Origin of the sequence: Acinetobacter sp. Colony158 (genome assembly GCF_019264745.1) — a bacterium.
Taxonomy (GTDB): domain Bacteria; phylum Pseudomonadota; class Gammaproteobacteria; order Pseudomonadales; family Moraxellaceae; genus Acinetobacter; species Acinetobacter ursingii.
In genome coordinates this window covers 2,521,176-2,522,649 of the sequence record NZ_CP078523.1, presented here as the reverse complement: position 1 = coordinate 2,522,649, position 1,474 = coordinate 2,521,176, and the positions used below count along the sequence as shown (strand labels likewise).

Genomic DNA, 1,474 nt, shown 5'->3' with positions numbered 1-1,474 from the left:
TACTGCCACCATATAAGGTTAAACCAAATTCAGGAGCAAGACCGACCACTGAACCAAGATTGATAATGGCTCCTGATTTCTTCTGGATAAATTGTTGAGAGATTGCATGGCTTAACCTAACCACAGCCATTATGTTCAGAGTAAGCAGTTGTTCTATATTTTTTAAATCCTGTTGACTGAATGCTCCATTCAGGCTCATCCCTGCATTATTGACCAAAATCTCAATACCAGTATCTTGCTGAAGTATCTGCTCAACCCTGCTGATATCCTGATCTTGTGTTAAATCAGCCTGAATCACTTCGACCCCAACCTGATAGGTTTGTATAAGTTGTTGGGCAAGATTGTTTAAACGCTGAAGATCACGTGCAACCAGAATCAGATGATATCCACGCTGTGCAAATCGATCTGCATATACAGCTCCAATGCCTGATGAGGCTCCTGTAATGAGTACTTTTGATGGTGTAGTCATTTGAATTGCTCTTTTTGATGTTATTTATAATCTAAAATATTTAAATTTTGATGTCAATCGTAATCAATGTATAATTTATTTAGAAATCACGTTATGCATAAGGGTTTTAACCATGAAAGTAAGCAAAATTCAGGTGCAAGAAAATCGTAAAAAAATTATTGAAAAAGCGACTCAGCTTTTTAGGAACCACGGTTATGACGGCATCGGGATTGCAGATTTGATGTCAGGTGCGGGCTTTACTCATGGCGGTTTTTATAAGCATTTCGACTCAAAAACCGATTTGGTTAGTATTACGGTCAAACATGGTGTACAGCAATTACTGCATAGTATTCATAACATTGACTTAGATCAGTTTATTCATCTTTATGTTTCTAGATCTCACAGGGATCATCGAGATCAGGGGTGTTCTTTAACTGCCTTGTCCTGTGATGCAGCTAGACAACCTGATGAAGTGAAAATAGAGTTTGAGAATGGTATAGAGCAATTAATCAGATTTGTTACTGACAATCTGCAAAAAAATCAAAAAGACAATGTTGAAGGACAACGAAAAAAAGCCATCAGTATTCTCGCTGAATCTGTAGGTGCTATTGTACTTTCAAGGGCGTGTCTGGATGATTCCAGCTTGTCTAATGAAATTCTGGACGCATGTCGAGCAAATTTATTAACCCAGAATTAATTCTTAAATTTATCCCCCATGCTCTCAAATGTAATTTTTGCGACTTAAGAGTTACATCTAATCTGTACTCATTTAGTTTAAAACAGGGAGAATCTATCTCCCTGCTCTATATTCATTTGCTTATTTGATCTAATGATCAATAAAACAACTGACCACAGCTCTGACAYTGAAAACTGCATGCTTTTTCGATGATAAGTAATTAAATCAATATCTTGATCTTTTAGTTTATTCTTCAGTTCCTCACTGATATAACCTCGATCCCCATACAGTTTTGCTTCCATAATGCTGACCAATTTCTCAACCACCTTAATGTCAGCGACATGCCAATT

At 36.9% G+C, this 1,474-nt stretch carries 3 protein-coding genes; 1 reads left to right on the top strand and 2 read right to left on the bottom strand.

Going from position 1 to position 1,474, the window contains the following annotated elements; translation table 11 throughout:
* Positions 1-469: SDR family NAD(P)-dependent oxidoreductase (locus tag JR005_RS10180; protein WP_218664991.1), on the bottom strand; the 469-nt coding region annotated here is incomplete at its 3' end.
* Between the two features lie 112 nt (positions 470-581).
* On the opposite strand from JR005_RS10180, the gene JR005_RS10175 reads away from it, so the two are divergent.
* Entirely contained in the window at positions 582-1,145 is a 564-nt protein-coding gene (locus JR005_RS10175; protein ID WP_004988450.1) for a TetR/AcrR family transcriptional regulator, read from the top strand.
* 77 nt (positions 1,146-1,222) lie between these two features.
* On the opposite strand, the gene JR005_RS15285 is transcribed toward JR005_RS10175, so the two are convergent.
* Entirely contained in the window at positions 1,223-1,456 is a 234-nt protein-coding gene (locus tag JR005_RS15285; RefSeq protein ID WP_416378516.1) for a transposase, read from the bottom strand.
* Positions 1,457-1,474: the final 18 nt, after the last annotated feature.

What these genes read in the sequence shown, in the direction of transcription:
- JR005_RS10175 (WP_004988450.1), top strand. Translation starts at nt 582, where the DNA reads ATGAAAGTAAGCAAAATTCAGGTGCAAGAAAATCGTAAAAAAATTATT.